A 25,521-nucleotide genomic window follows, 5' to 3' on the forward strand; every position below is an offset into this window, starting at 1 on the left:
TCGGTCGCCCTCGCTACTCGGGGGCCTTGTTGCGCGCTTCAGTCGTACGCTGCGCTCACTCCTTGCAGTGCTTACTGCGGCCGCCTTCGACCTCGCGGGCTCCTCGCGCCCTCCGGGCGCTCGGAGGCACGCCACTGCACCGCCGATTCTATTTAAAAGAGCGCTTCGCTCTCGTCGAGCAGGTGGGCCGGGCCGCCGACCTCCCAGACGTCGGTGTCGATCCCGATCTCGGCGATTCTGCTCTCGACCTCGGCGGCGTGGTCGGCGAGCGTGTTCACGTACACCGAGGCACCGGTGTCCGTCGAGAAGTAGACGGGGACGCCGTCCTCCCGGAGTTCGCGGACGGCGTTGAACACGGCGATCGTCTCGGGCTGCCAGTACACCCAGCCCGCGGGGCCGGTCATCGTGGTGGCGGTGAGAGAGAGCGAGTCGTGCTCGGCCGTCTCGAAGATCCGATCGAAGTCGCCGGCGCGGAGGGCGTCAGTCATCTCGACGAGCTGGTCCTGCACGTGGGCGGTCCGCGCTTGCATCATGTGGCTCGCTGCGGCCTCGCGGTGCGCCTCCTCCGTCTCTTTATAAGCGGGAACGTGCGCGGCGACGATGCGGAGGTCCTCCTCGGGGTCGAAGCCGTCGTCGCTCACGCCCACGTCGAGCCGGTAGGAGCGACAGTCCTCGTCGTTGAGACCCGCGTCGAGCCGGGAGTACGCGCCGGTGACCGCGCGCGCGGCCGAGGAGGATCCCCGGCGGGCGACCGTGGAGACCTCGGGTAGAGAGAAGTCGAGGCCGGCGGCCTCGACGAGGGCGAGCGCGGCGGCCGCGAACCCGGACGACGACGAGCCGAAGCCGATGTTCGACGGGAAGGAGTTCTCGCTCTCCAGCCGGACGGCGGCGTCGACGCCGGCCATATCCCGGACGTGATCGACGACCATGTCGATGCGTTCTGCGGCGCGCCCGCCCACCTCCTCGTCGCCGATGACGTAGACGTCCTCGCTGGCGTCGGGCTGCCACTCGACGGTGGTCGTCGTCGCGGTCGGCGCGGTACAGAGGCTGATGCTGTCGTGGTAGGGGAGCCGGAGCTGCTCGTCGCGCATCCCGTGGTACTTGACGAGCCCCTGGATCGGATGGGCTCGCGCGGTGGCCTTCTCGGTCATACCTCGGGAAGCGTCCGGCGGGGGATTAGTCGTTGCGATGGACGGGAGGGATCGTGTGGCGGGTGAGATAGATGAGGCGGTGAATCGTTCGAACCAGGTGCGGTGGCGTGTGCCGCCGAGCGCCCTGCGGGCGCGAGGCGCACGCGCGAGGGAGTCGGTCACTCGAAGCGAAGCCGAGAGTGACCGACGAGGCTGGGGAGGCGTGCGGTGCGGGTGCGAGGCGGTCCCGCGAGTGAAACGAGCGGGAGTCCGGAAGTCGCAGCGCCGAGCGGAGCGAGGCGACCAGGGCGAGACCGAAAGTCTCGCTTGCTCACGCGATGAAAACGCGTGACCGTCTTCCGGTAGTGCGGATGGGACTCAAAGGGGCAGCCAACGGCGAAGCCGCCGGCGACTGGGGGTTCGGATGTGTTCGCCACCGATCTGTGGTCAACCACTTATAAGCGAACAGTTGGAGCGTTGGACGTGTTCGCCCATGGCGTACCAATAGTGAATGGATCGCTGGTAGCGACGCACGACGATCAGTCCGAATCCCGAAGCAGCAAATAAATCACGACGACCAGCAACAGCACGTCCAGACCCGCGACCACCGTCAGCGGGGTGCCGAATCCCCACTGCCACGCCCACTCGCTGCCGCGGGCCGTGGCGTCCTTATAAACCCATCTACCAAGGGTCGCCCAGAGGACGAGAAGTACCACCAGTAGGTACACTTCGTCGTACGCGACTGTGGCACCCGCGAACCGGAACGTCGGTATCTGGGCGATGGAGGGCGTTGGAAGCATCGGTAGTGTGACAGTCATACATCAGGTATTAAAAACCGGCCCTGTTGAAATCCGATTCTTCAACTCGCCCTGAAGCCTGGAACTGTGACGCCGAGTGGCGGATTCACCGCCAACCCGGACGGGTTCGAGGCCGGGCTCATGGACAAGCCCTTCTCTCACCTCCTTCCGTCCCCGCGACGGCGACGCGATGGAGGGGAACCCTTTTTGATGGGGCGGGCGGTACTCCGCGCTATGACCGAGTACACCGTCGAGTTCGTCGGCACCGGCGAGACGATCGAGGTGGCCGACACGGAGACGATCCTCCAGCCCTGTATCGAGGAGGGGATCGCTCAGGAGTACTCCTGCCGCGTCGGGATGTGTCTCGCGTGCTCCGCCGAGATTGTCGAAGGCGAGGTGACCCAGCCGGCCGCCCGCGGACTCACCGACGAGGAGGCGGAGGAGTTCGCACTCACCTGCATGGCGCGGCCGCAGTCCGACCTCAAACTCGACCGCGGCAAGTACCCGCCGAGCATCGAGGACGACGCGGCGACGGCTGCGACCGGCGCGAGCGACGACGGCGACGGTGCAGATGGCGCGACGGCGGACGACGACTGAGCGAGTCTCTCCCGCCCCCACACCCGTCCGAATTCCTCACCCGACTCCAACCCGTAGTCGCCGTTACCCCCGCACCCGCCTCGTTACTCGTCAAAATTCCAATCCGACCGCGTCGCCGTCGCGATCGGGCGTCAGCGGGCTCGTCGGGTACGGCGGCGAGGCTTCGGGATCGTTGAACGGCCGTGGCGCGACGTCGTTCGGGGCGTCCGGATAAAAGAGGGACGCGAGCGTCTGGATCGCTGTCCGTCCGCTCGCCAGTTCGAACTGACCGCCGCCGTACAGCCGGATGCCGTTCTCCTGGCAGTACTGGATCGTCTCGAACAGCGATTCGAGGGTGCCAAACCGCGACGGTTTGACGTTACACCAGCCGGGCTCGACCGGCAGCGACCGCAGGCTCTCGACGCCGTCGATCGGGTAGTCGAAGGAGAGCCGGTCCGCTTGCGGCTCGGCGAGCGGTCTCGTCTCGGGCGTGAACGCGGCGTCCTCGACGATCGCCGACGGGAACGCCGCGAACACGTCGCGGTAAAGTTCGGGGTCGGCCTCGACGTCGACGTCGGTCCCTTCGTACCAGCCTTTTAAATCGAGAATTCGCACGGCCCCCGTCTCGCGCAGGGTCACGAACGCTTCCTCCGGCCAGTCCGGCGTCGGATCGAGTTTGAACTCCAAGTCCGCATCGAGCGCGAGCAGCTCCTCGACGCGGTCTGTCGTCGGGGGCTCTCCGAGACGCGTCGAGACGACGAACCGGACTGGAGCGGACTCGATGCCGAGCAGCCCGCCGAGCGACTCATCACGCTGTCGCAGCGCCAGGTCAAGCGCCGCGCTCTCGACCGCCCAGCGACGATACTTCCGGAAGGTTTCCTTCTCGGGGGGTTTCGCCGAGAATAGATCGATCCCGTCGAGATGCGTCGACAGCTCGGCTATCGTCCACTCGCCCTCCAGGTCGATCGGGTCGGTCCCGACGAGGGCGTCGTGGTCGGCGGTTTCGTAGGTCACGTCCTCGCCGCGACCGACGACGCCGTCGCCGGCGAGCCGAAACTCGGTGGTCGTCCGCTCGAACCCGCTCGTCGTCTCCCCGACATACCGCCGCCGCTCGATCGACTCGATCGTCACCGACAGATCGGCGATCCGCTCGTAGGCGCTCATGGGTGTCCGAACGTGCTCGTCGGACTTAAAAGAGGGACGCGGTCACTCGTCGGTCACCCGCCATCGTCGTCGGTCGTACCGTCGCCGGTCGCATTGTCGCCGGCCGCACCGTCGCTGACGACGTCGAGGCGGAGCGTCTCGGCGTGCGTTCCGAGCGTCCAGAACACCGGAATCACTGTGAGCGCGACCGCACCGGCCGCCGCGACCTGCAGCACGGTCGTCGTGAACCACGGGTCCGCGTCCGCGTACGGAAGCGACGTGTGCGTCACCTCACCGATCACGGGAACGAAGTAGTCCATCAGTAGGTCGACGGTGTACCACGCGGTCGCGACGGCGACGGCCTTGAGCGGAAAGTCCGTGATCCGGTGGAGCACGAACGCCTGCACGACCATCGCGAGGTGACTCACGAAGAGGAACGCGTACATCGCCGGTCCCGAGTTCGCGAGGAACTGCGGGTGAAAGACAGCGAGGACGTAGGGCGTCCACAGTCCGAGCTTGACGTTCCCGAAGAACGCGAGCGCGGCGAGGGTGTCGCTCGACCGTCCGAGCGCCCACGCGGCGAGCGCGAGCGCGATGAGGAGGGTCGCCGCGGGGCTGTCGGGAACAAACGGCCACATCTCAACGGGGACCTCCTGGAACTGGAATCGATAGTACCAGAAACCGAACGCGGTGCCGAGGAGGTTGATGGCGACGACGACCCAGACGAATCGGAAGGCGACGTTTTCGAGGAACTTCGGCAGCGGCGCGACCCACCGCGGCAGCGACTCGCGATCCGGTGGCTCGCGTCCGAGCGCGCCGACGATGTCCATACGCTCGGCTCGGACCGGTCGGTCAAAGCCGTGGCGGTCGCGGATCGATGCGTAGCGGTCGCGGATCGAGGCGAGGGTCACGCCGCACAGCCGCGACGAAAAGGGCTATGGGTCCCCGGCTGGAATCCCGTGGTATGCGCCCGCGAACGCTGCTCGCGCTGCTACTCGTCGTCCCCCTCGTGGACGCGCTGTTCCTGATCGTCGTCGCGACGCGTCTCGGCTGGCCGGTCACCGTCGCGCTGGTGGTATTGACCGCCGTGCTCGGGATGCTCCTCCTCCGGGCCGAGGGGCGCGCGACGCTCGCGCGGGTCCAACGGAAGCTGGCTCGCGGCGAGCCGCCGACCGACGAACTGCTCGACGGCGGTCTCCTGATCGCCGCCGGCGCGTTCCTGCTCACCCCGGGACTCGTCACCGACGCGGTCGGGTTCCTACTCGCGCTCCCGCTCTCGCGGGTCCCGATCCGGATGGCGCTCAAGAAGTACGTCGTGATCCCGTACCTCGACAGCGAGACGGACGGCTTCGCCACCGGAAACGTGTACATCGGCGGCTTCCCCGGCGACGGAAGCGGCGGTGGCGGTGGCAGCGGATTCACGATGAGCGGGGGGTTCTCCGGCGGGAATTTCCCCGGCGGCGATGTTTCCGACGACAATTTCCCCGGCGATGATCCGTCCGATTCCCCCGACGGAGCGGCCGGTAAAAGCGACACCGCTGATGCCGACGACAGCCGCTTCGACGACGCGAACCGCGCGGACGACGTCGTCGACGTCGATTTCACTGTCGAGGACGAGGAAGCCGACCGAACCGACTGACTGCTTATCGACCGAAGAGATATCACTCGGCGACCGCTCGGCGACCGAGAGCGTCCCCAGCGATGTCCGTTGGTATGTCTCCGAAACCGCGAGACGGCGGCCGACTCCCGAAAGGAAACCCTTAAAATCCTACCCGCGCAACGACTGAATGCGCTCATCTGGGCCAATAGCTCAGTCAGGTTGAGCGCTCGGCTGATAACCGGGAGGTCCACGGTTCAAATCCGTGTTGGCCCACGTTAATTCAATTCGGGAACCGCCCGAATGGATTGGTGGGCTGGGACTCCCCAGCCACCCAATTTCGTCGTTCTACCATTCCAGAAGAGTGGGTTCTATAACGTTAGGTACCGTTTCGCTGTCGGATCTGACCTCAGGCCCCGATGACGTCTCGCGAGTGGTACGTGTTCGTGTGCTGAACGAACCGAGTGATTTGCCCGTCCTCGATGTCGTAGACGTGCGCGAACGGATTTTCGAGGCTCTTGCCGGTCTCACGTCCCCGCCCTCGGGCAGTCCCGAGGACGACGACCGTGTCGCCGTCGCCGACGAAGCGATCTACCTCGAGATTGAGGTCTTCGTACTGCTCCATCACCGGAGTGAATACATTCTCGACGATAGCCTCGGGGCCACGGTGAGTGCCACTGTGCGGGAGGCCCTCGGGTTCGATCCACTCGATGTCGTCGGACATGATGGCCATGACGCTCTCGATGTCGGACTCGTTGAACGCGCGGTACCCGTCCCTAAGGAGTTCGACATTTCTGCTGGCAGTAGTTTGCGACATTAACATCACCAATAATCATGTATGACTCGGGCGGAGATAGAGGTTGTGTGAGCATTGCTAACCCGGCGATGTGGCACCGAACGCAACCGAGAACTGCTACGTGCTGCGCTCATCCTCAGTATTCAGCGTGATCCAAGTCGGAGCCTCGGGCCTCAAGGAGTGAACGCAGTGAGAGAGTAGGCTGGAGAGGAAATCATCACGGTGACAGTAAGAACCGTTAGCTCTACACACGAGAATAAAGGTTCGGCGTACCGCATCCGTTAAACTCGTTGTTCCCGATGAGCGAGGTGACGATCACACCGTCCTCACGGTCTGAGTCGGGTGCTGTCCTCCGATCCGGATACCGACCTACAGAAGTTTTTTACCATTCGTTACGAAACGTCCGATTATGGACCGGAGAGCCCTCCTCTCCGCGATCGGTTGTTCTCTCGTCGCAGTCTCCGGGTGCGTTGAGAACGACCTCGGCACGGAACCGACGACGAACGGAACCGACGACGAGACGACGAACGGAACCGACGACGAGACGACGAACGGAACCGACGACGAGGCGACCGCGGTGACCGACATCGAACTCCGGACCGTGGAGCACGTCGTCAACGCGTACGAGCCGTCGCCGAGTCGCGGGATCGATCCGGAGTTCGTCGTCCACGAAACGGAGATTCCGGCCGCACTGCGCGAGCCGCTCACCGGGGCGCGCGACGGCGGGTTCGAGACCGACGATCCCGACGACGCGCTGCTGGCCGCAGTGGACGAATTTCGCGCGTTCGACCGCGGCGAGCTGAAGCCGTACGTCGAACTCGACGGGACGCGCTACGTGTTCGATCCGATCCTTCCGACGTTCGTCGCGAAACTCGACGACGAGGAGGCCGACGAGTACGACGAAGACCGGGTTTTGCGAGAGGCGAGACAGCACGATGACCTCGATTCGGAGGCGATCGAGGGGTTCGTCCGCGCGTTGACGGCCTCCGGCACACACGTGCCACGGGACGAGTACCGCCGGTGTCTCCTTCCGGAGGCCGTCGCCCCCTTCCTCGACGAGTACGACTACCTGGAGGACCAGCGAGGGGTCTCCCGGATCGAGACGACCGTCGAGAACGAGGACCCACCGTACGCGATCACGGCGCGCGAGCTGACCGAGGAGGGCATGTGGGACCGGCCGGTGGTCGACGAGTCGGAACTCGATGACGAGGTGCGAGCGTTCTTCGAGCGCGCGCTGGCGTCGCCACACCGGCGGCCGGCGCTCCCGTCGCCGGCCCACAGACAGTACTTCATCAACGATGTGCCGGACGCCTACGACGATCTCGCCGCGGAGTACGACACGCCGCCGTACTACCGACTCGACGGTACGATCTACGCCATCATCGTCGGTGAGTCGCTGTACGACCGGCTTCCGGTGAGTGTGTCGATCGCGGCGGCCGACGGCGCGGAACTGGAGTTCGCGCTCGCGGTCTCGTCGGGGTCAGAGAACGCCGACGGCGACGTGGAGGGGCCGTACACGTTCACGAGCCGGGGAGCGCTGCCGAGCGCGCTCTGGGTGTTTCAGGACGGCGAACGACGGTCACTGGAGATCGCGGAGACTGACGGCATCGACGGCCCGCGACCGAACCGCAGCGACGGCGAGGCGCTGGAGACGGTCGAGGCCGGCGATGCGATCGCCGCGACGTACGCCGTCCCGGCGGATCTCCCTCCGGGCACGTACGTGAGCCGCGGGCTGTTCGGCGTCTCCTGGAGCGTTCCGGATCGGACGCCGGGCGAACGGGGGATGTACCCGTTCGAGCTGGCGCTCACGGTCGAGTGATCCCGCTCGTCGTCCGCAGCGGCCGGATCGGCGATCGGATCGGCGGGAGCGTCGACTTCGACGGGGACTGGATCTGCAACGTGATTAGCATCATTTCTTAAGGGATGAAGCGGCTTTCTCGCGCCGCGTGCGATCGGATCGAAATCAGGGATACACTGATGCGACCGTGGAGCGAACGCGCGGCCATGAGTCCGCTCCCCATCGCGGCCGCGGAGTCGGTCCGACCGCGAGTCCTCCTCGCCCCGCTGGGCGTCTGGCTGCTCATGGCGGTTCTCGCCGTCACGAACGGCGTATTTCGCGAGATCATAATCATCCCTCGGATCGGGGAGTACCCCGGCCACGTGGTGAGCACGGCGATGTTGGTCGCCGCGATCCTCGGCGTCTCGTTCGCGTTCTTCCGGTGGACGGCAACCGAGTACGCGCTCGCGGAGCTGGTCGCCGTGGGCGTCGGCTGGACCGTCCTCACCGTCGGATTCGAGTTCCTCGTCGGCCACGTGGAGGGCACGCCCGTGTCGGTGACCCTCGGTCAGTACAACGTGTTCGCGGGGCAAGCGTGGATCGCCGTGCCGCTGGCCCTGCTTATCGCCCCGCTGCTGTTCGGACGCTAGACGCTCTCGCCCCGGATCCGGCGGCTTCGACCCGAATCGCGACCCGTCGGCCCACTATCTTTAATGTATCAGGGAGTGTCATTTACGTTGATTATGAAGAAGCTGATCAACGATCCGGATGACGTCGTCGACGAAATGCTCGAGGGGATGGTCGCGGCGTATCCGGACCGGCTGCGTCGGCTCCCCGACACGCAGGTGTTGGTGCGCGGCGACGTCCCGGTCGGCGGGAAAGTCGCGCTCGTGACGGGCGGGGGCAGCGGCCACGAGCCGACGCACGCGGGCTACATCGGCGACGGGATGCTCGACGGGGCGGCCGCGGGTGGCGTGTTCTCCTCGCCGACCGCCGACGAGTTCGAGGCGCTCATCGACGCCTGCGACGCCGGCGACGGCGTCCTCGCGATCATCAAAAACTACGAGGGCGACGTGATGAACTTCGAGACCGCCATCGAGCTCGCCGAGATGGAGGGCGTCGAAGTCGATAGCGTCGTGGTCGACGACGACGTGGCCGTCGAGGACTCACTGTACACCTCCGGCCGTCGCGGCGTCTGCGGGACGATCCTCGTCCACAAGGCCGCCGGCGCGAAGGCCGCCGAGGGCTACGACCTGTCGGAGGTCACGCGCGTCGCCCAGAAGGTGATCGACAACGTGGGCACGATGGGCACCGCGCTCACCTCGTGTGTCACCCCCGAGAAGGGCGAACCCACCTTCGATCTGGGCGACGACGAGATCGAACTGGGGATCGGGATCCACGGGGAGCCCGGCACTGAGCGGACGGAGACGATGAGCGCCGACGCGGTGACGGACAAACTGACCGAGGCCGTTCTCGACGACCTCGATCTCGATTCCGGACAGGAGATCCTCACGATCGTCAACGGGATGGGCGGCACTCCGCAGATGGAGCTGTTCGTCGTCAACCGACGGCTCCAGGAGCTGCTCGGCGAGCACGGCCTGGAGACGTGGGACGCGTGGGTCGGCGACTACATGACCTCGCTGGACATGGCGGGCGCGTCGATCACCGTCTGCGCCGTCGACGACGAACTGAAAGAGCTGCTCGGCGCGCCGGCCGACACCCCCGCGCTCACCCAGACACAATGAGCGGGGACGAACTGAATGAAAACGGCACCCCCGTCGTCGCGGCCGCCGAGGCGGTCGCCGAACGCATCGAGCGCGAGCGGGACTACCTGACCGAGCTGGACTCCGCCATCGGCGACGCGGACCACGGCGGCAACATGGCTCGCGGGTGGGCCGCCGCGGCCGAGGCCGCCCGCGACCTCGACGATCCCGACCCGGAGACCGTCGGGAAAACCGTCGGAAAGACGCTCATGGCCGAAGTCGGCGGTGCGTCGGGTCCGCTCTTCGGCGGTTCGCTCGTGTTCGCGAGCGCGGAGCTCTCCGACGGAGTCACTGCCGAGAGCGCCGTCGCGTTCGCCGAGACCTACCTCGAAAAGGTCGTGGACCGCGGCGACGCCTCGGTCGGCGATCAGACGATGGTCGACGCGCTGACGCCCGCGGTCCACACGTTCAAGAAGTCGATCGAGACGGACGGCCTCCCGCCGCTCGAAGCGCTCGCGAAGGCGGTCGACGCCGCCGACCGCGGCGTCGCGTTCACCGTCCCCATCCGCGCCCGCAAGGGTCGCGCCTCCTACCTCGGCTGGCGGTCGGTCGGCCACCAAGACCCCGGCGCGACGAGCGCGCTGTACATCCTCGAAGAGCTGCTGTCAGTCGCCGCCGACCGCCTCGACGCCGAGATCCCCGACGTCGACGCGACCTCGCCCACGATACCGGACGACGCTGAGACGGAAGCGGGAGCAGGAGGAGAAGGCGGGGAGGCAGAAACGGGAGGAGGAGAACCGGGAGCGGAGGACGCGACCGCACCCGACCCGGAGACCGACTGATGGTCGGACTCGTCGTGGTCTCCCACAGCGAGCGAGCGGCCGAGGGGATAGTCGAGATCGCGGCCGAGATGGCGGGCGACACCGCGATCGAGGCCGTCGGCGGCGACGGTAGCGGAGGGATCGGCACCGTCCCCGACGCTATCGGAGATGCCATCGAGGCCGCGGCCGACGGCGACGGCGTCGTCGTCCTCGTCGACCTCGGCAGCGCCGTGATGAACGCCGACGTCGCCATCGAACTGAGCGACGTCAAGGCGGTCATCGCGGACGCGCCGGTGCTCGAGGGCACCGTCAACGCCGCCGTCGCGGCCACCGACCCGTCGGCCACGCTCGATTCGGTCCGCGAACAGGCCGAAGCCGCCCGGGACATCGAGAAATTGTAATAGTCGGTTCTCGGTCAACTCCGCTTCTTCAGACACAATCGTATCCGAGACAGTGAGGCGCTGAACGGTACCTCTCGATCGATAGCGGGAGTGGGGATTGCAGACCGCCGACGACGACGTGGAATTTAAAGGTGGAACTGAGGGAGCGACGGTTGCGTATAAATGACCGATGCGGTTGGCGCGCCTCCGAGCGCCCGGAGGGCGCGAGGAGCCCGCGAGGTCGCCGGACTACGTCCGGCTGCCAGAGAATCTCCGATTCTCGCTGGACGCCGTGAGCGCTCGAAGAGCGCGAGCGGCGAGGCTGGGGAGGGGTGAGGTGCTGTGCGGAGCAGTGCGGGGTGGGACTCAAAGGGGCAGTCGCCGGCGCTCCGCGCCGGCTGCCAGAGGTGCTCCGCACCTCGCTGTCGCGAGGACGAAGCACGCTGCAGCAAGCACCGCAGCGAAGGAGCATCAGCGACTGAGCGAGGAGCGCAGCAAAGCGCGCGAGTAGCGAGGGCGACCGCAGGGAGCCCTCGTAGCGAGCGGTGAAACCGCGAGCTCGTCGCGACTGGGGCTTTGGAGATGTTCACTGCGCTGTCAACGATTTATAGGCGAGCCGCTGGGGCGTTGGAAGTGTTCACCGCGCTGTCGCCAATCATTTATAAGCATTCTACGCCACACACTGAGCGATTCACCGCGCCGTCAACGATCTATAAACAGCCGTCAGCAACACCACTCACTCACTTATAAACACTCACCCCAACCGCGTGCAATACCCACTCCCGTACTCGCTCGCTGCCATTTCTGTAGTGACCGCAAGTCGGGCAGAATACCTCACCCACTGAGGACTTAAACAGAATCTAACGGTCGAAAGCCGGCTACGCGCCGAGCAGGTCCCGAACTTCGGCCCGCGTCTCGCACGCGAGCGCCTCCGCGGCGAGGTCGCTCGCCGCTTCCGTTTCGATTTCCCTCACGCGCTGTTTCACCGCCGGGACGGTCACCGCGCTCATGCTCAGCTCGTCGAGCCCGAGCCCGATGAGCAGTTCAGTGAGCGCGGGGTCGCCGGCCATCTCGCCACACATCCCGACCCAGGCGTCGGTCCCGCTCGCGGCCGAGGTCGTGCGGTCGATTGCGCGCAACACCGCGGGATGCAGCGGGTCGTGGTAGTCGGCGACCGCGTCGTTCTCGCGGTCGGCGGCCATCACGTACTGGGTCAGGTCGTTCGTGCCGATGCTGAGGAAGTCGAGTCGGTCGGCAAGGGCGTCCGCCGTGAAGGCCGCGGCCGGGGTCTCGACCATCGCGCCCAGCTCCGGCACCGCGTGGTCGACGCCCTGGTCTTCGAGGTCGGCCGCGACCGATTCGACGACCTCGAGGGCAGCCTCCGCCTCCTCGATCCGCGAGATCATCGGGAACATGACGGCGAGCTCGCCGCCGTCCTCGCGGGCCTCCGCGTGGCCCGCCGCGCGCAACAGCGCCCGGAGCTGCGTCTCGAACAGCCCGGCGTGGTCGCCGAGCGACAGCCGGATCCCGCGGCTCCCGAGGAACGGGTTCGTCTCGGCCGGCAGATCGAGGTACGGGACCGGTTTGTCTCCGCCGATGTCGACGGTCCTGACGATGACGCGGTCCTCCGGAAACGCCGCGAGCGCCGCCGTGATAGTCTCGTACTGCTCGTCTTCGCCGGGGGGCGACTCGCGGTCGTAAAAGAGGAACTCCGTCCGGAACAGCCCGATTCCGTCCGCGCCGCGCTCGGCCGCCGGACCGAGCTCCGCCTCGCCGCCGACGTTCGCGGCGACTTCGATCGCTCGGCCGCCGGCGGTCGACACGCGCTCGGTCACGACGGAGGCCCCCTCCCCGTCGATCGCCGCCAGCCGTGCCGCGTCGGGATCGACGACCAACCGCCCGCCCTCGCCGTCGACGAGGACCTCGGCACCGTCCTCGACCTCCCGGAGCAATTCCCCCACGCCGACGACCGCCGGTATCGACAGCGATCGCGCGATGATAGCCGCGTGGGCGGTCCGTCCGCCGGTGACGGTGGCGATGCCGGCGACCGCGTCGGGATCGAGCTCCGCGGTGTTGCTCGGGGTGAGCCGCTCGGCCAACAGGACGGTGCCGTCGGGGAGGTTGCCGAGATCGACGGATCGCACGTCGAGCAGGACGCGCAACAACCTGTCGCGGACATCTCGCAGGTCGTCCGCCCGCTCGGCCATCCGGCCGTCCATCGCCTCGAACTGCGCTATCGCCTCCTCGAACCGGTCGTCGACGGCGCGTTCCGCCGGCGTCCCCACCTCGATGGCGGCTTCGACGTCCTCGACGAGCGCCGGGTCGTCGAGGAACTGCTCGTGGGCGTCGAACACCGCAGCCTCCTCCTCGCCGACGCGCTCGGCCGCCCGGTCGCGCGCGTCTCGGATCGCCGCTCGGGCCGCATCGCGGGCGGCCGCGAACCGCGACCGCTCGGCCTCGGGGTCGACCGCGGACGGGTCCGATCGGTCGGGAAGCACCAGGTCGGCTTCCGGCCGGTACCAACGTACCGTGCCGACTCCGGAGAGGGGCGTGCTCCCGACACCGGAAAGGTCCCTCACTCCGTCTCACCGCCGTCGTCGTCGCCGTCGTCGCTATCGTCCTCGCTGTCACCGTCACCGTCGCTGTCGCCGTTTTCCTCGTCGATCGCACTCGTGAGCAGGTCACAGACCGCGTCCAGCGCGTCCTCCGCCTCGGTTCCCTCGGCGACGACGCGAACCGACTCCCCGTGGCCGACGTTCAGTCCGCTCACCGAGAGCATGCTGTCGGCGCGGACCAATCCGTCGTCGCCGCCATCGCCATCGTTGGCGTCACCGCCCTCGCCGTCGTCGCCGTCGCCCGCCCGTCCGATCGACACCGTCGCGTCGAACCCGTTCACCGTCTGCACCAGCTTCGACGCCGGCCGCGCGTGCAGGCCCGCCTCCGGCACCACCGTCACGATACGTTCCATGGGGTCAGTTGGACCGCGAGCGCCCTTATACTCACGCCACGCCGCCTATTTACCTCACCACGTCGACGACCTCGTCTTCGATCATCTGCGCGAGGACGACTCGCGAGACGTCCGCGTGCTCGTGAACGACCGAGGCGACCTCTCGTGCCGCGGCCTCGTCACCCTCGTCGTCGACTGCGTTCACGAGCGGGATCGCCGTCGCGTCCGCCGGGATCCTTTTCAAACCGCCCCGCTCGTGTGCCAGCACGCGACCGACCAGTTCGGGGGTGATCTCGTCGCCGATCGCGGCGTCGGTGATCGCGGCCACCCGCTCCGGTCGGTGGACCGTCTCCGCCGACAGCGACTCGCCGATCGCACCGACGCTCGCCACCGGAACCACTGTGTCCGCGGTCTCCGGGATCTGGGGCTCCCGCTCGTTTGGTGCCTTGAGACGGCGGGTCCGCGCGCCGTCGGCCTTCACGAGGACCGGGCCGTCGTGTGCGCGGGCGAGTTCGTCGACCGTCGCCGGGTCGTACCCGCGGTACCGGTCGTCGCGCTCGCGTTCGCGGATCAGTCCGAGGGGGAACGCGGTCGTCGACTCGCCGCCGTCATCAAGCGCCGCCACGGGGTCGTCGGTCGCGCGCACCGCGACGACTTCGCGGTCGAATATCGGGATCCGGACCGTCGCCGTCACCACCGCGCGATCCAAACGCGACGCGAGCGCGTACAGCGTGGTCTTCTTCCCGCCCGCGCCGACGAGACAGATCGTTCCCTCCGCGGCGTCGAGTGCGTCGACGACGTCGTCCATATCCGAACGGATCGGGGCGCAGCGGCGAAAGCGCGTCGGATCGGAACGGCTCGGGAAGCGATCGATTCGTCCGCTCCCGACGAGGGAACGATGTCACGGAAGACGCTGACGGCGACTGAATCGGGTTAGGGCGCGGCCTGTTTCGTCGAGATCAGTTCGATCACGTCGCGATGGGCGAGTTCGTGGTCCGTTCCGACCTGACGGCCGCTCCGGCAGTCGGTGCCGTGGAGGAGTCCCTCGCCGATGTCCGAGTGGATGTGGAACGCGAAGTCCTCGGTGGTGGACCCCTCGGGAAGGATGAAGCAATCGCGGAAGACTCCCTTCTCGTCTTTCGATCCGTTCGCGGAACCGGGGAAGACGGCGATGCAGCCGAGCACGTCGAAGACGGCCGATTCGAGGGCACCCTGGACGCCCGTGCCGTCGTACTCGGCGACGAACTCGCCGATCCGATCGAGGCCGGCCCCCTGCTCTCCGGAGACGTCGCCGACGACTTCGAAGTCGCTCTCGCCCGGCGTGTAGTCGACAACGCCGGCGTCGTCCGCGTTCTTCAGGGCCTTCTCGGCGTGGGCGCTCGCGGGGACGAACGAGAGGTGCTCGTAGTCGGGGTCGCTCGTGATCTCCCCCCAGTTCGCCTGCGCCTCGGGCGTGTCCATCTTGTTGGCGGCGACGACCATCGGCTTCGTGCGCTTGCGGATCTCCTTGGCGAGCTCCGCTCTGTCGTCGTCGTCCCACGTCTCGGGGTCGAGTTCGAGCCCCTCGGCGAGGATGACCCGTTTCATCCGGTCCTTGTCGATGCCGAACGCGGACATCTGCTCCGCGAGCTCCTCCTCGATGGCGGCCGCTGCGCCGTGGTAGCGCGTCTCGAATTTTTCGAGTCCCTTCTCTAACACGTCGAGGTACCACTCGTCCAGTTCCTCCTCCAAGAAGTCGATGTCCTCGCGGGGGTCGTGCCCCTCGGTGGCCTCGCCCTCGATGTCGGTCTTCCCGGAGAAGTCGACGACGTGGATCAGCACGTCGGTCTCGTTGAGGTCGGTGAGGAACTGGTTGCCGAGCCCGCGTCCCTCGTGGGCACCCGGAACGAGCCCGGCGACGTCGACGAGCTTCACCGGGACGAAGCGGGTCCCGTCGCGGCAGACGCCGACGCTCGGCGTACAGGTCTCGTCGAACTCGGGGGCGGCGCAGTCGACGCGGACGTACGCCTCGCCGACGGTCGGGTCGATCGTGGTGAACGGGTACGCCCCCTCGGGCACGTCGTTCATCGTCGCGGCGTTGAAGAACGTCGACTTCCCCACGGAGGGCTTGCCGACGAGGCCGATCCGATAGCTCATTCCCGCACTGCGCGACCCGCGGTAAAAAGCGATGCGAGACGCGCCGTGGCGTGGGGACGGGTGACGTGGGGGTGCGACGAAAGCGCGGTCCGTCGGGTCAGGCGTCGCCGTCTGACTGTCCCGGCTCTCCGAGCGCCTCGATCGGAAGGACGTTCTGGAGCGCGGTGTAGGCGTCCTCGGCGCTCTCGAATCGTGCTTGATCGATGTCGGCGACGAGATCGCCGAGGTCGGCGTCGCCGTCGGCGAACAGCACGGTCGTCCCCGCGAACGACGCGACGAGGTCGTCGCGTTCGGACGGGTAAGAATGGCTCCGAAGCTCGTCTTCGACTCGCGAGAGATGTATTTCGTCGCTCATACGCGTATATTGGTGTGTACTGGCTTAAACGCGCGGCTCGGAGTGCCAGCGGCGACCGCTCGTATCAAAGAACCGGCAAAATCCGCAAAGAGTTATATGCCGTCGAAAACGTGTTTTATGTGATCATATGACATTGTACAGTCGGATCCTGGTTCCGACCGACGGGTCCGCAGAGGGGAAGCGGGCTGTCGCGCACGCGCTCGACCTAGCGTCGGTACACGGTGCGGACGTACACGCGCTGTACGTGATCGACACCGCGAGCTACGCGGGGATGCCGATGGAGAGTTCGTGGGAGGGTGTCGGCGACCTCCTCCGCAGCGACGCGAAGAAGGCGGTCGGGGCGGTCGAGGACATCGCCACGGAGGCGGGCGTCGACGTCGAGACCGCGGTCGTCGAAGGGTCGCCGAGCCGCGAGATCATCCGGTACGCAGAGGGGAACGAGTGCGACCTCGTCGTGATGGGAACGCACGGACGGGGCGGGATCGACCGGCTCCTGCTCGGGAGCGTCGCCGAGAAGGTCGTTCGCGGTGCCGAGGTTCCCGTGCTGACGGTCCGACTCGACGGCTCGGTTCCGGAGGGAGTAGCCGTCGACTCGGTGGAAGCGACGGAGTCGGACGCGGAAGCCGAGTCCGTTGCGGACGCGGAAGCCGAGTCCGTTGCGGACGCGGAGGCCGAGTCCGTTGCGGACGACGAGAACGCGGGCGACGCGTCGATTTCTGAGGACGCCGCGGCCGCGGACGACGGCGAGACGGAGGCCGCCGGACGGAGCTGAACGCGTCTCGTCCCAAGCCGTACCCGGCTAGATCGTAGCTGTACCGGACATCTTCGACGGCCGCTCGCCTCAGTCGCCGGCGTCGCGGAGGTGTTCGCAGTCGCCCGCGTGGACGCGCCGACGACCCTCCGCAGTGTCGATCACGAGTGCGCCCGGCGACTCGACATCCACGGCAGTTCCCGTGATCGGCCCGTTCGCGGTGTCGACGCGGACGCGCCGGCCGAGCGTGCTCGCCCGCTCGCGCCACGCCGGGAGGACGCGGTCCATGCGGTCGGCAGCTCCCGCGAGCGTCCAGTACCGTTCGAGCAGCGTCGCCGCGAACCGCCGTCTGTCGATCTCGGTGCCGAGCTCCGCGACGAGCGAGGTCGCGCCCGCGGGAAGCGCCTCGGGCTCGACGTTGGCGTTGACGCCGACTCCGACGACGAGCCACGACACCCTGTCGGCTTCGCCCTCCATCTCGGTGAGGATCCCGGCGAGCTTGCGACCGCCTCGGCCCGAGGGGTCGTCTGAAGCCCCGTCGCGTTCGTTCCTCTCTCCGCCGCTCCCACTCCCGTCTCCGTCACTCCCACTCCCGTCTCCACCGCTCCGATCTCCTCCCGCGAGCACGTCGTTCGGCCACTTGATGTGCGCGTCGACGCCCGCCTCGCGACAGGCGTCCACCGTCGCGACCGCCGCGGCGAGGGTGAAAAGCGGCGCGCGGGACGGTGGTACGTCGGGCCGGGTCGCGAGCGAGAGCCAGACTCCGCCGCCGGGCGCGACCCACTCTCGATCCAGCCGCCCCCGGCCGCTGGTCTGTTCGTCGGCGACGATCGCGACGTTCCCCTCGCCCTCGCCGGCCAGTTCGCGGGCGCGGTCGTTCGTCGACGGAATCCGTTCGCGGTACTCGATCTCGTAGGGCGCGTCGAGCCCGAACTCGATACCGGGCGCAGAGTACCCCGGATCCGACGGCGCGACGTAGCCGTTCGGCGTCGATTCGATCGCGAATCCCGCCTCGCGGAGGGATTCGACCGCCTTCCAGACGGCCGCCCGCGAGACGTCGAGGTCCTCGGCGAGTGCCGGCCCGGAGACCGGTCCGTTCCCCAGGGCGTCGAGCAGCGCGCGGCGCGTGTCCATGTCCGACAGATCGACGGGGGAACCGAAAGCCGTTCCGGGACCGTCACGCGCCCCGAGGACACCTCGTTTCCGGTGAAACGACGAACGGTAGCGTGCGACAGGGATCCGCCGACTGCGCGTCGGCAGCACGGGGCAGCGGTCGACGTTGGCGCGTCAGCAGCGCGGGGCAGCGGTCGACGTTGGCGCGTCAGTAGCGCGAGGCAGGCGACCGCTGACGGAACGCCTCGTGGGCACAAGACACAAGGTCTCACGGGCGAACCGTCAGGTATGCAACCCTCCAAGGAGCGGGAGGCGTCGGACGGGGATCCGATGGACGATCTCGACGACCTCCTCGACGACGACCTCGCCGGCGGAGGGACCGAGTCGCCCGGGGCGGACGCGACGAGCGAAACGGCCGTCAGCCGCGGCGACCGCGGCGTCGACGGCGACGCCGACGGCGGTGGCGACGGCGCTCGAATCGGGATGAGCGGCCGGTGGTTCTCGGTGAAGTCCTTCGCGGTCGCGCTCGCCGGCGTCGGCCTCGGCGTCTTCGCCGGCGGGGCGATCCCGCTGATCGGCGGCACGATCGGCTCCGTCGGTGGCGTGTTCCTCGCGGCGTTTTTCCTCGGACTGGTGTTCTCGTCGCGCAGGTACGTCGAGACGGGACTCGCGGGTGCCGCGGCGGGCGCTGGCACCGCCGTGACGAGCGTCCTCGGGGTCGGATTCCTCCCGATCGGAATAGACTACCTCCAGCAGTGGGGGGGCTCGCTGTTGGCCGTGGGCGGCGGGGTCGGACTCGCGGTGGCGCTGCTCGGCTACTACTTCGGACGCGACCTGCGGGCGGGGCTGACCGGAGATGTCACGGGGTGACGGTCGTCGCGGAGTGGCGGAGTTCGGTTCGCGGAGTGGCGGAGTTCGGTTCGCGGAGTGGCGGACCTCGCCGGGTGCTGGATCTCGCGGAGTGACGGTCCCGGCACGCGGAAAAGAGGCGGCTACCGCGTCAGCCGTTGGACGTCGACGCGGCCGACGTACGCGGCGATCTGGTGTCGTTCGAGGACGACGAACCCGGCGAGGATTGCGACGAAGCCGAGGATCGCCTCCGCCTCGATCAGGCTGCCGAACAGGACCCAGCTCCCGGCCGCGGCGACCACGGGTTCGGCGTACCCGACAAGGTGGAGCTGGGCGGGGCCGACCGCGTCGAGCAGCGCGAAGTAGATCAGGAACGCGACGACTCCGGAGAGCAGGGTGAGGTACGCCAGCGACGCCATCGAGGTCCGGTTCCAAACGATCGCCGAGGGGGACTCGCCGAGCAGCGCCGCTCCGACGAACAGCAGGCCAGCGCCAGACACCATCGCCCATCCCTGAAGCGCGGCGATAGGGAGGTCGGTGCGGAGCGGGCGGAGCAGCACCGCCCCCAGCGAGAACATGACCGCGCCGGCGAACGCGAGCGCGACCCCGAGCAGGACCGAGCTACCGAGTCCAGCCCCCATCGGGTCGGCGATCACGACGACGCCGAGGATCCCGAGTGCGAAGCCGCCGATCTCGACGGGGCCGAGCCGCTCGCTCGGGAGGAGCACCGCCGCGAACGTGGCGGTCAACACCGGTGACAGGCTCACGATCACGGCCGCGACCGCGCCGGAGACGTACAGCTCACCGACGTACAGCAGGCCGTGATAGGCGGCGATGACGAACGTGCCGGCGACCGCGACGCCGAGCCACTCGTCGCGACCGCGCGGAACCCACCGGCCGGAGGCGAGGACGGCGAACGCCAGCACCACCGCGCCGGCGACGGCGTACCTGACGCCGGCGAAAAGCAGCGGGGGGAAGTAGTGGAGTCCGGCCTCGATGGCGACGAACGACGTGCCCCACAGCGTGGCGAGCACGACGAACGCACCGACGATCGATTCTGGAGCGGAGAGGAGAGTTCGCAGTTCCATTGGATGTACATTCGAAATGAGTGACGATAGTTAAACTATACTCTCGAAGATCGCATATTTTGGGATGAACAATCACACATACGAATTCGATGCAATTTCCTCCCGGAAGTGGGATGCACTCTTGGACGTCCCTCCAAGTATGTCGAGCGACATATACAACAATTCCGCACGCGAAACGGGTGTATGGACGAGCGCGACGTGCGGCTGGTGAAGGCGATCTCAGACCTCGGCACGGGGAGTCCGGAGCGGCTCCACGAGGAGACGCAGATCCCGGTGTCGACGATCCACTACCGACTGAACAACCTCCGTGAGGACGGCGTGATCGAGAACGACCTGTACGACCTCGACCACGAGGCGCTCGGACTCGGCGTCACCGTCATCGTCGAGGTACTCGCCGACTACGAGGGCCCCTACGAGGCGTTCGCCGACGAACTGCTCGCTGTGGAGGGCGTGACCGAGGCGTTCTTCACGATGGGCGAGACCGATTTCGTCGTCCTCGCGCGGCTCTCCTCGTCGGACACCGTCGAGCGACTTATCAGCGACTTCGAGGCGATCCCCGAGGTCGAGCGAACCAACTCGACGTTCACGATCGCCACGCTGCGCGACGAGCCGCGCGCGCCGGCGACCTACGAGCTTGAGACGCTGATCGAGGAGCTGACGGAGTGAGACCGACTCACCGATCGCGTTCCGCGACCCGCTCCGACGAGTCTCGAATAGTCGTGGAGTCAGAGCCGGAACTGGAGCCGGAACCGGATCTGGAAACGGGGCCGGAACTGGATCCGGAGCGCTCCTCGACCTCGCGTTCGCGAACCGCGGCGATCCGCTGGGCCGCGTCGGCGAGCGAGTCGAGAACGGCGAGACTACGGTACGTGAGGTACAATCCGACGGTGAGACCGACTCCGACGATCGCGCCGAGGACGAGTTGTGCGACGATCACGACGGAGTAGACGAAGCCGAGAACGGCAACGCCAGCGACGGCCGCCCCGACCGGGGATCGAAGGGCTTCGGAGGGAGAAAGCGGGTCGTGCGCCATGCGCGGTATTAGCGACGCGGTATACTTAAAAATGAGCGGGCCGGGCGGTCGGGACGCGAACGCAGACCGCGGCCGTCCTCAGTCGTCGGCCGGGGCCGCGGAGTCGCCGGTGGAGACGCCGGTACCGGGGCCGATGTCGATGCCGAGCGCCTCGAGCTTCTCGTCGGGCACGACGCCGTCGACCCAGTCGCGAGTCTCGTAGTACTCGGCTTTCATCTCGTCGAGCTCGACCAGTTCGCCCTCGCTGGCACCCGTGCCGGGGATGGCGTCCGGATGACCCTCGACGAAGCGGTTCGGCAGCGTGTCGTCCGCGCCGTCGAAGCCGGCGAGGTTGTTGAAGTAGCGTTCGAGGTTGTACACACGCTCGCCGGCCTCGAACAGCTCGTCCTCGCTGACGTCACGGCCGGTCATGCCGTTGTACTGGAGCACGTACTCCTCTATCCCCTCCGCGAACGCGCTGAACTTGCAGATGTCGAAGGAGTCCGAGACGGCGTGGAGGTCCTGGAACGTCGCGGTGAGTTCCCCTTTGCCCTCCCACTCGTACGGATCGACCTTTTCCGGGATACCGAGGATCTCGGCGGCCGGCGTGTACCCGCGCAGGTGACAGGCCCCGCGGTTTGAGGTGGCGTACGCGATCCCCATCCCCTTCATGCAGCGGGGGTCGTAGGCGGCCATCGTCTGGCCCTTGACCGAGAGCTTGTTGCCGTGGGCGTCCTTCGCGTCGGCGACGCGCTCGGGGCCCTCCGCGAGCAGGTCGCCGAGGTCCGAGGAGCGGGTGCCGATCTCGTCGAGGAGGTCGATCATCGTCTCGGAGTCGCCCCAGTCGAGGTGACCGACGCCCTCGAGTTTGCCCTGCTCGCTCATCTCCATCGCCATCGCCATCATGTTGCCCGCCTCGATCGTGTCGATGCCGAGGTCGTTACAGCGGTCGAGCATGACGGCGATCTCGTCGCGGTCGGAGTGACCGGAGTTCGGACCGAGCGCCCACGCGGACTCGTACTCGTACGATTCCATGCGGACGTTCAGGTCCTCACCCTTGTGCGTGACGTTGACCTCGACCTCCTTTTTACACGCCACCGGACAGGAGTGACACGTCGGCTCGTCGACGAGGATGTTCTCGCGGACGTTCTCGCCGGAGACGCGCTCGGCCTGGACGTCGACGCCGTCGGCCTCGCTGTACGCCTCCGTGGAGGTGTGTTGCGCGTTCTTCGTCGGGAGGCCGTCCATCTCCTCGGTCGCGTTCATCAGGACGTTCGTCCCGTACATCGAGAGTCCGCCCTCGTTGGGCGCGGTGACGTCGGACTCGCGGATGACCTCCATCGCCTGCTGGTAGCCCTCCTGGAACGTCTCGGGGGCCGCGGGCTTCGGCATGTCGGTGCCGCTGCGGACGACGACCGCCTTGACGTTCTTCGAGCCCATCACGGCACCCGTGCCGCCGCGGCCCGAGGCGCGGTCGTCCTCGTTCATCACGCAGGCGAATCGCACGCCGTTCTCGCCGCCCTCACCGATCGTCATCACGGAGAGGTTCTTGCCGACCGAACCGTCGACTTCCTCGCCGAGGGCGTCGATCGTGTCGTGGACGCCCCGGCCCCAGAGGTGGGAGGCGTCCCGCACCTCAACCTCGCCGTCCTCGACGAGGAGGTAGACCGGGTCGTCGCTCGCGCCGTCAAGCAGGATCCCGTCGAGTCCGGCCCACTTGAGCCGCGCTCCGGACCAACCGCCGTGGTGCGAGTCGGTGACCGTGCCCGTGAGCGGGGACTTCGTCACCAGGGCGATGCGGCCGCTCATCACGGTCTGGGTTCCGGTGAGGGGCCCCGTCATGAACGCCAGCCGGTTGTCGGGGCCCATCGGGTCGACGTCCGGGCCGGCGTCGAAGACGTACTTGACGCCGAGTCCGCGCGCGCCGATGTATTTTTTCGCGTCTTCGTCGTCGATCCCGCGGTACTCGACCGCCCCGTCTCCGAGATCGACCTGTGCAACTCGGTCCCTGTAGCCGCCCATTTCGGTCATGTAATGTTCTACCATTATATTAGGCCCGTATCGTGTTAGGTGTTGATTCGCAAATGTAACCGGAACCTATTACGACACCCGTTCGTCTCTCGACTCCACTCGCCCCGAACCGGGTGACCGCGTCCGGCGGTTTCGGCCTGCGGACGCACCCGGATCGGACTGGGGCGAGAGTTAACCCGATCCGGACGCAGATGCGAACCGTGTCGAACCCCGAGTGCGAGAGTGCACAGGACGAATCCGCCGACAGAACCAACGACGGGAGAGGAACGCGAACGGTTCCGAGTCGGTGCCCCTGGGCTGCCGTCGCCGGGGCTGCGGCCGTCGTCCTCCTCGCGTCACTCCTCCCGGTCCCGGTCGTCGCGCCCGGCGGCAGCACCGGTATTGACCCGCTCCCGGCGGGAGTGAGTCTCACCGTGCCCTTTCACCTCGCGGGCTACGCGCTCCTCAGCGTGCTCGCGGCCCGAGCGTCGCTAGCGTCCTGGCCGGCGATCCGACGGGGAGACAGAGAGAACGACAACGGGAACGGTGCCGGAATCGTCGTCGCTAGCGGGACCGGAATCGTCGTCGCCACCGCGGTCGGGTTCGGGGTGGAGCTGGCACAGTCGACGATCCCGTGGCGGTCGTTCGCGTGGGGTGACGTCGCCGTCAACGCGGTGGGAGCGACCGCCGGCGTCGTGATCGCCGGCGTGTTCGCCGCCGCGGTCGCCGTTGCCGCCACAGCGGTCGGCGATCGTCGCTCGCGATGACGACACGGCTTTACGCGCTCGACCGCTTTCACCGGTAATGAGCACGCCGAGCCCCGACACGTACGAGCAGGGGCGCGGGATGGACGCGCACAACGCCGTGATGCGCGACATCCGCGCCGAGCGCTCGGAGACGTACGACCCGACCCAACCGACCCGCGTGTGGATCGACGAGGACAACACCCCCGACGGGGTTGTGAACTCGCTCACGATCATCTTGAACACCGGCGGCTGCCGCTGGGCACGCGCCGGCGGCTGCACGATGTGCGGCTACGTCGCCGAGTCGGTCGAGGGGGGCAGCGTGGCCCACGAGGATCTGATGACCCAAATCGAGGCCTGCCTCGACCACGAGACGGATGAGGCCGACGAGCTCGCCGACTTGATCAAGATCTACACCTCCGGCTCGTTCCTCGACGAGCGCGAGGTTCCCGCGGAGACCCGGCGGGCGATCGCCGAGACGTTCGCGGACCGCGACCGCATCGTCGTCGAATCGCTGCCGGACTTCGTCGATCGCGAGAAGATCGCCGACTTCGCCGACCACGGGATCACGACCGACGTGGCGATCGGATTGGAGACCGCGACCGACCGTGTCCGTCACGACTGCGTGAACAAGTACTTCGACTTCGCCGACTTCGAGGACGCCTGCGCCGAGGCTGCCGCCGCGGACGGCGCGTTCGACGCGGACGTGGGGATCAAGGCGTACCTCCTCATGAAGCCGCCCTTCCTCGCGGAGCCGGAGGCCGCCGCCGACATGATCGACTCGATCCGGCGCTGCGCCGACGTCGACGGGTGCCACACCGTCTCGATGAATCCGACGAACGTCCAGCGGTACACGATGGTCGACGAACTGTTCTTCGAGGGAGGCTACCGGCCGCCGTGGCTCTGGTCGGTGGGCCACGTCCTCGAGGAAACCGCCGACGTCGACGCCATCGTCGTCTCCGACCCCGTGGGACACGGATCGGACCGCGGCGCGCACAACTGCGGCGAGTGCGACGATCGGGTCCAGACCGCGATCAAGGACTTCGACAGGCGGCAGGACCCGAGCGTCTTCGAACAAGTGTCCTGCGAGTGCGAGGCCACCTGGGAACTGGTGATGGACGAGGAGACGAGCTACAACATGCCGCTCGCACGGTAGCTCCGACGGATGGTGACGCCGTCGATCGGCGAAATGTTCCATCAGTTGGCGGGATATCCTATCGGTCGTGGGAGACGCTTCATCGGCCGTGGGAGTGCCTCGCACCGTATTTTTCCCGAACGATCAGGTCGAACAAGACCCTTATACGTCGAGATACTGGGAGTAGATATGAACGCAGTCGCTAGCGGTCCCCGGTCATCGCGCCAGAAGTCGGTGCTGTTCTGTACGGAGTGCAGCTTCGAGAACCCCGTTTCGGAGGGGTGGCTCGTCGTCAGCGACGGCGACGAGCGGACCATCGTCTGTCCGGAGTGCGGCCACGTCGCCGACCACCGCACGGAGCGCTCCGCACCGGCGACGAAGTGCGCGGACTGACCGTACGGACCGAACGGACAGCCGAACCGCTTTTGTGGATTTTTGACCCGGCTGTACCTCCCAGTAGTTGATATTCCATCCACGATCGCGGCACATTTAGAATTGTGATGAGTGATACCGGGAGTATGGATCGCAGACCGTCGACGGCGACGTGGTATTTAAATGAGGTAAGCGCGAGATCGGCGGACGCTTATAAATGAACGTGGCGGTACGGTGGCGTTGCCGGACTACGTCCGGCTTCAAGCGAGAGCTTCGCTCTCGCCCTGTGC

The 25,521-nt window shown here is 67.2% G+C and carries 27 protein-coding genes and 1 tRNA gene; 14 read left to right on the plus strand and 14 right to left on the minus strand.

The features are described 5' to 3' along the window. Window positions 1-152 precede the first annotated feature (152 nt). Together mvaD and ACFQEY_RS12325 are read right to left on the minus strand one after the other, a co-directional pair. A complete protein-coding gene (mvaD, locus tag ACFQEY_RS12320; protein WP_379768938.1) occupies window positions 153-1,151 on the minus strand; it encodes a phosphomevalonate decarboxylase MvaD in 999 nt (332 codons plus the stop codon). A 518-nt stretch (window positions 1,152-1,669) separates the two neighbouring features. Continuing rightward, a complete protein-coding gene (locus tag ACFQEY_RS12325) occupies window positions 1,670-1,948 on the minus strand; it encodes a hypothetical protein (protein WP_379768940.1) in 279 nt (92 codons plus the stop codon). 213 nt (window positions 1,949-2,161) lie between these two features. On the opposite strand from ACFQEY_RS12325, the gene ACFQEY_RS12330 reads away from it, so the two are divergent. Beyond that, window positions 2,162-2,524, plus strand: a complete 363-nt coding sequence (locus ACFQEY_RS12330; protein ID WP_379768942.1) for a 2Fe-2S iron-sulfur cluster-binding protein — start codon at window positions 2,162-2,164, stop codon at window positions 2,522-2,524. A 90-nt stretch (window positions 2,525-2,614) separates the two neighbouring features. Here ACFQEY_RS12330 and ACFQEY_RS12335 read toward each other — a convergent pair whose 3' ends face one another. Together ACFQEY_RS12335 and ACFQEY_RS12340 are read right to left on the minus strand one after the other, a co-directional pair. Continuing rightward, on the minus strand, window positions 2,615-3,667 hold the full coding sequence (locus ACFQEY_RS12335; protein WP_379768945.1) for an enolase-like domain-containing protein: 1,053 nt from the start codon (window positions 3,665-3,667) through the stop codon (window positions 2,615-2,617). Between the two features lie 53 nt (window positions 3,668-3,720). Next, window positions 3,721-4,476, minus strand: a complete 756-nt coding sequence (locus ACFQEY_RS12340) for a DUF1405 domain-containing protein (protein ID WP_379769267.1) — start codon at window positions 4,474-4,476, stop codon at window positions 3,721-3,723. Between the two features lie 134 nt (window positions 4,477-4,610). Here ACFQEY_RS12340 and ACFQEY_RS12345 point away from each other — a divergent pair, with 134 nt between their 5' ends. Further along, entirely contained in the window at window positions 4,611-5,285 is a 675-nt protein-coding gene (locus tag ACFQEY_RS12345) for an FxsA family protein (protein WP_379768947.1), read from the plus strand. A 160-nt stretch (window positions 5,286-5,445) separates the two neighbouring features. Further along, window positions 5,446-5,519, plus strand: a tRNA-Ile gene (locus ACFQEY_RS12350). Between the two features lie 133 nt (window positions 5,520-5,652). Here the strand turns inward: ACFQEY_RS12350 and ACFQEY_RS12355 are convergent. Beyond that, complete coding sequence (locus tag ACFQEY_RS12355; protein WP_379768949.1) at window positions 5,653-6,060, minus strand: nuclear transport factor 2 family protein; 408 nt, start codon at window positions 6,058-6,060, stop codon at window positions 5,653-5,655. A 388-nt stretch (window positions 6,061-6,448) separates the two neighbouring features. Between ACFQEY_RS12355 and ACFQEY_RS12360 the strand changes: the two genes are divergently transcribed. The 5 genes from ACFQEY_RS12360 (at window position 6,449) to dhaM (ending at window position 10,741) form a co-directional block, all read left to right on the plus strand. Further along, window positions 6,449-7,858: a hypothetical protein gene (locus ACFQEY_RS12360; protein ID WP_379768952.1), complete on the plus strand. Its 1,410-nt coding sequence runs from the start codon at window positions 6,449-6,451 to the stop codon at window positions 7,856-7,858. A gap of 185 nt (window positions 7,859-8,043) precedes the next feature. Next, complete coding sequence (locus ACFQEY_RS12365) at window positions 8,044-8,466, plus strand: hypothetical protein (protein ID WP_379768954.1); 423 nt, start codon at window positions 8,044-8,046, stop codon at window positions 8,464-8,466. A 93-nt stretch (window positions 8,467-8,559) separates the two neighbouring features. Continuing rightward, window positions 8,560-9,561 (plus strand): dihydroxyacetone kinase subunit DhaK, encoded by a 1,002-nt coding sequence (gene dhaK, locus ACFQEY_RS12370; RefSeq protein WP_379768956.1) that lies wholly within the window; start codon window positions 8,560-8,562, stop codon window positions 9,559-9,561. Further along, window positions 9,558-10,361, plus strand: coding sequence for a dihydroxyacetone kinase subunit DhaL (gene dhaL / locus ACFQEY_RS12375; RefSeq protein WP_379768958.1), 804 nt, complete (start codon window positions 9,558-9,560; stop codon window positions 10,359-10,361). The genes dhaK and dhaL overlap by 4 nt, the downstream gene beginning before the upstream one ends. Further along, window positions 10,361-10,741, plus strand: coding sequence for a dihydroxyacetone kinase phosphoryl donor subunit DhaM (gene dhaM, locus ACFQEY_RS12380; RefSeq protein WP_379768960.1), 381 nt, complete (start codon window positions 10,361-10,363; stop codon window positions 10,739-10,741). The genes dhaL and dhaM overlap by 1 nt, the downstream gene beginning before the upstream one ends. A gap of 857 nt (window positions 10,742-11,598) precedes the next feature. Here dhaM and ptsP read toward each other — a convergent pair. The 5 genes from ptsP to ACFQEY_RS12405 all read right to left on the minus strand — a co-directional run bounded on the left by ptsP (window position 11,599) and on the right by ACFQEY_RS12405 (window position 16,158). Next, a complete protein-coding gene (gene ptsP / locus ACFQEY_RS12385; protein WP_379768962.1) occupies window positions 11,599-13,299 on the minus strand; it encodes a phosphoenolpyruvate--protein phosphotransferase in 1,701 nt (566 codons plus the stop codon). Continuing rightward, a complete protein-coding gene (locus ACFQEY_RS12390; RefSeq protein WP_379768964.1) occupies window positions 13,296-13,688 on the minus strand; it encodes an HPr family phosphocarrier protein in 393 nt (130 codons plus the stop codon). Before ACFQEY_RS12390 ends, ptsP begins: the two co-directional genes overlap by 4 nt. A gap of 49 nt (window positions 13,689-13,737) precedes the next feature. Then, window positions 13,738-14,475 carry a selenium cofactor biosynthesis protein YqeC gene (gene yqeC, locus ACFQEY_RS12395; RefSeq protein WP_379768966.1) on the minus strand — a complete coding sequence of 246 codons (738 nt, stop codon included), beginning with the start codon at window positions 14,473-14,475 and terminating at the stop codon, window positions 13,738-13,740. A gap of 125 nt (window positions 14,476-14,600) precedes the next feature. Then, window positions 14,601-15,803, minus strand: a complete 1,203-nt coding sequence (locus ACFQEY_RS12400; protein ID WP_379768968.1) for a redox-regulated ATPase YchF — start codon at window positions 15,801-15,803, stop codon at window positions 14,601-14,603. Window positions 15,804-15,900: 97 nt separating this feature from the next. Continuing rightward, a complete protein-coding gene (locus tag ACFQEY_RS12405) occupies window positions 15,901-16,158 on the minus strand; it encodes a DUF5789 family protein (protein WP_379768970.1) in 258 nt (85 codons plus the stop codon). Between the two features lie 127 nt (window positions 16,159-16,285). On the opposite strand from ACFQEY_RS12405, the gene ACFQEY_RS12410 reads away from it, so the two are divergent. Then, window positions 16,286-16,930, plus strand: coding sequence for a universal stress protein (locus ACFQEY_RS12410; RefSeq protein ID WP_379768972.1), 645 nt, complete (start codon window positions 16,286-16,288; stop codon window positions 16,928-16,930). Window positions 16,931-16,999: 69 nt separating this feature from the next. Here ACFQEY_RS12410 and ACFQEY_RS12415 read toward each other — a convergent pair whose 3' ends face one another. Next, window positions 17,000-18,043, minus strand: coding sequence for a biotin--[acetyl-CoA-carboxylase] ligase (locus ACFQEY_RS12415; protein WP_379768974.1), 1,044 nt, complete (start codon window positions 18,041-18,043; stop codon window positions 17,000-17,002). Window positions 18,044-18,310: 267 nt separating this feature from the next. Here ACFQEY_RS12415 and ACFQEY_RS12420 point away from each other — a divergent pair, with 267 nt between their 5' ends. Further along, complete coding sequence (locus tag ACFQEY_RS12420) at window positions 18,311-18,892, plus strand: hypothetical protein (RefSeq protein WP_379768976.1); 582 nt, start codon at window positions 18,311-18,313, stop codon at window positions 18,890-18,892. A 122-nt stretch (window positions 18,893-19,014) separates the two neighbouring features. Here ACFQEY_RS12420 and ACFQEY_RS12425 read toward each other — a convergent pair whose 3' ends face one another. Next, complete coding sequence (locus ACFQEY_RS12425; protein WP_379768978.1) at window positions 19,015-19,959, minus strand: DMT family transporter; 945 nt, start codon at window positions 19,957-19,959, stop codon at window positions 19,015-19,017. Window positions 19,960-20,142: 183 nt separating this feature from the next. Here ACFQEY_RS12425 and ACFQEY_RS12430 point away from each other — a divergent pair, with 183 nt between their 5' ends. After that, window positions 20,143-20,625, plus strand: coding sequence for an Lrp/AsnC family transcriptional regulator (locus ACFQEY_RS12430; protein WP_379768980.1), 483 nt, complete (start codon window positions 20,143-20,145; stop codon window positions 20,623-20,625). A gap of 7 nt (window positions 20,626-20,632) precedes the next feature. Here ACFQEY_RS12430 and ACFQEY_RS12435 read toward each other — a convergent pair whose 3' ends face one another. Beyond that, window positions 20,633-20,992, minus strand: a complete 360-nt coding sequence (locus ACFQEY_RS12435; RefSeq protein WP_379768983.1) for a DUF8066 domain-containing protein — start codon at window positions 20,990-20,992, stop codon at window positions 20,633-20,635. 78 nt (window positions 20,993-21,070) lie between these two features. After that, complete coding sequence (locus ACFQEY_RS12440) at window positions 21,071-23,002, minus strand: aldehyde ferredoxin oxidoreductase family protein (protein WP_379769269.1); 1,932 nt, start codon at window positions 23,000-23,002, stop codon at window positions 21,071-21,073. A gap of 200 nt (window positions 23,003-23,202) precedes the next feature. On the opposite strand from ACFQEY_RS12440, the gene ACFQEY_RS12445 reads away from it, so the two are divergent. The 3 genes from ACFQEY_RS12445 (at window position 23,203) to ACFQEY_RS12455 (ending at window position 25,252) form a co-directional block, all read left to right on the plus strand. Then, window positions 23,203-23,748 carry a VanZ family protein gene (locus tag ACFQEY_RS12445; protein ID WP_379768985.1) on the plus strand — a complete coding sequence of 182 codons (546 nt, stop codon included), beginning with the start codon at window positions 23,203-23,205 and terminating at the stop codon, window positions 23,746-23,748. Window positions 23,749-23,785: 37 nt separating this feature from the next. After that, window positions 23,786-24,880, plus strand: coding sequence for an archaeosine biosynthesis radical SAM protein RaSEA (locus ACFQEY_RS12450; protein ID WP_379768988.1), 1,095 nt, complete (start codon window positions 23,786-23,788; stop codon window positions 24,878-24,880). A 168-nt stretch (window positions 24,881-25,048) separates the two neighbouring features. After that, on the plus strand, window positions 25,049-25,252 hold the full coding sequence (locus ACFQEY_RS12455) for a DUF8106 domain-containing protein (RefSeq protein WP_379768990.1): 204 nt from the start codon (window positions 25,049-25,051) through the stop codon (window positions 25,250-25,252). Window positions 25,253-25,521 lie beyond the last annotated feature (269 nt).

It is taken from the genome of Halorubrum trueperi, from assembly GCF_042662525.1.
Lineage (GTDB): Archaea > Halobacteriota > Halobacteria > Halobacteriales > Haloferacaceae > Halorubrum > Halorubrum trueperi.

What these genes read in the sequence shown, in the direction of transcription:
- mvaD (WP_379768938.1), bottom strand. Translation starts at nt 1,151, where the DNA reads ATGACCGAGAAGGCCACCGCGCGAGCCCATCCGATCCAGGGGCTCGTC.
- ACFQEY_RS12325 (WP_379768940.1), bottom strand. Translation starts at nt 1,948, where the DNA reads ATGACTGTCACACTACCGATGCTTCCAACGCCCTCCATCGCCCAGATA.
- ACFQEY_RS12330 (WP_379768942.1), top strand. Translation starts at nt 2,162, where the DNA reads ATGACCGAGTACACCGTCGAGTTCGTCGGCACCGGCGAGACGATCGAG.
- ACFQEY_RS12335 (WP_379768945.1), bottom strand. Translation starts at nt 3,667, where the DNA reads ATGAGCGCCTACGAGCGGATCGCCGATCTGTCGGTGACGATCGAGTCG.
- ACFQEY_RS12340 (WP_379769267.1), bottom strand. Translation starts at nt 4,476, where the DNA reads ATGGACATCGTCGGCGCGCTCGGACGCGAGCCACCGGATCGCGAGTCG.
- ACFQEY_RS12345 (WP_379768947.1), top strand. Translation starts at nt 4,611, where the DNA reads ATGCGCCCGCGAACGCTGCTCGCGCTGCTACTCGTCGTCCCCCTCGTG.
- ACFQEY_RS12355 (WP_379768949.1), bottom strand. Translation starts at nt 6,060, where the DNA reads ATGTCGCAAACTACTGCCAGCAGAAATGTCGAACTCCTTAGGGACGGG.
- ACFQEY_RS12360 (WP_379768952.1), top strand. Translation starts at nt 6,449, where the DNA reads ATGGACCGGAGAGCCCTCCTCTCCGCGATCGGTTGTTCTCTCGTCGCA.
- ACFQEY_RS12365 (WP_379768954.1), top strand. Translation starts at nt 8,044, where the DNA reads ATGAGTCCGCTCCCCATCGCGGCCGCGGAGTCGGTCCGACCGCGAGTC.
- dhaK (WP_379768956.1), top strand. Translation starts at nt 8,560, where the DNA reads ATGAAGAAGCTGATCAACGATCCGGATGACGTCGTCGACGAAATGCTC.
- dhaL (WP_379768958.1), top strand. Translation starts at nt 9,558, where the DNA reads ATGAGCGGGGACGAACTGAATGAAAACGGCACCCCCGTCGTCGCGGCC.
- dhaM (WP_379768960.1), top strand. Translation starts at nt 10,361, where the DNA reads ATGGTCGGACTCGTCGTGGTCTCCCACAGCGAGCGAGCGGCCGAGGGG.
- ACFQEY_RS12390 (WP_379768964.1), bottom strand. Translation starts at nt 13,688, where the DNA reads ATGGAACGTATCGTGACGGTGGTGCCGGAGGCGGGCCTGCACGCGCGG.
- yqeC (WP_379768966.1), bottom strand. Translation starts at nt 14,475, where the DNA reads ATGGACGACGTCGTCGACGCACTCGACGCCGCGGAGGGAACGATCTGT.
- ACFQEY_RS12400 (WP_379768968.1), bottom strand. Translation starts at nt 15,803, where the DNA reads ATGAGCTATCGGATCGGCCTCGTCGGCAAGCCCTCCGTGGGGAAGTCG.
- ACFQEY_RS12405 (WP_379768970.1), bottom strand. Translation starts at nt 16,158, where the DNA reads ATGAGCGACGAAATACATCTCTCGCGAGTCGAAGACGAGCTTCGGAGC.
- ACFQEY_RS12410 (WP_379768972.1), top strand. Translation starts at nt 16,286, where the DNA reads ATGACATTGTACAGTCGGATCCTGGTTCCGACCGACGGGTCCGCAGAG.
- ACFQEY_RS12415 (WP_379768974.1), bottom strand. Translation starts at nt 18,043, where the DNA reads ATGGACACGCGCCGCGCGCTGCTCGACGCCCTGGGGAACGGACCGGTC.
- ACFQEY_RS12420 (WP_379768976.1), top strand. Translation starts at nt 18,311, where the DNA reads ATGCAACCCTCCAAGGAGCGGGAGGCGTCGGACGGGGATCCGATGGAC.
- ACFQEY_RS12425 (WP_379768978.1), bottom strand. Translation starts at nt 19,959, where the DNA reads ATGGAACTGCGAACTCTCCTCTCCGCTCCAGAATCGATCGTCGGTGCG.
- ACFQEY_RS12430 (WP_379768980.1), top strand. Translation starts at nt 20,143, where the DNA reads ATGGACGAGCGCGACGTGCGGCTGGTGAAGGCGATCTCAGACCTCGGC.
- ACFQEY_RS12435 (WP_379768983.1), bottom strand. Translation starts at nt 20,992, where the DNA reads ATGGCGCACGACCCGCTTTCTCCCTCCGAAGCCCTTCGATCCCCGGTC.
- ACFQEY_RS12440 (WP_379769269.1), bottom strand. Translation starts at nt 23,002, where the DNA reads ATGACCGAAATGGGCGGCTACAGGGACCGAGTTGCACAGGTCGATCTC.
- ACFQEY_RS12450 (WP_379768988.1), top strand. Translation starts at nt 23,786, where the DNA reads ATGAGCACGCCGAGCCCCGACACGTACGAGCAGGGGCGCGGGATGGAC.
- ACFQEY_RS12455 (WP_379768990.1), top strand. Translation starts at nt 25,049, where the DNA reads ATGAACGCAGTCGCTAGCGGTCCCCGGTCATCGCGCCAGAAGTCGGTG.